Source organism: Oleiphilus sp. HI0123 (assembly GCF_001635315.1).
Window position 1 is genome coordinate 1 of the sequence record NZ_LWGE01000342.1, and the last position, 774, is coordinate 774.

At 43.7% G+C, this 774-nt stretch carries 1 protein-coding gene; it reads right to left on the bottom strand.

The features are described 5' to 3' along the window. Positions 1 to 774: 7TM-DISM domain-containing protein (locus tag A3761_RS03235; protein ID WP_156491551.1), on the bottom strand; the 774-nt coding region annotated here is incomplete at both ends.

The following is a 774-nucleotide window of genomic DNA, read 5'->3' on the forward strand; positions in this document are numbered from 1 at the left end:
AGCACAGACAAGTATGATAATTGGAATGACTAGACCTATCGTTTCTACACACATGTAGGCAAGTTGGTCAGACATAAACCCTAGTAGAAATATGGTCGAAAAAGTTGCAGCCAATAACAGGCGTAATAATATATCGAGCTTGGGGATTGTTGTCTTAGTTTCAAGTAGCTCGCGAACGAATACTGTTGCAGAAAACGCAAGCAAGCAAGCGGTCAGGTTGGTGAAGCTACCCTCTCCACCCCAATCGGGAAACGCCAGGCGGTTGTACCCGGTCATGGCAATCATATATAGCGACATACATAAAACGTAAGAGGCGTAATAAGTATAAACTCTTTCTCCAGCAGAGATGCCAATTACCATGTTGTAGACAAAAGCAAGAATCATCAGTCCAAAACACAAGCCATACACAAGATTTCTACTAGCAAGAAGAGAAAGTTGTGAGTCGTGGTCTCGGATGTTTATGCTGAAATTTAAGACTTGTGAACTCTTGATTTTAAGGAAGGCTAGGCGATGTTCGCGCGGTTTTTCGATAACGAAGGTAAGAAAGGTGGCTGGGAAACTGGCATTGTCACTAGCGTGCCTACCAGCAGCGTGCTTCCAGGTCCAGAGACCGTTTTCATAGATTGCCAATTCGCCATCTAATCCGACATTGGGTGCAAGCTCAATCCAAATTCGATCCGAATCGACAATTCGGGGAAGTTCAATTTTAACCCACATCGTCGCACCGTCAGATGCTTTCCAGTAATCCTCTTCTAAGGCATTTAATTTTGTATA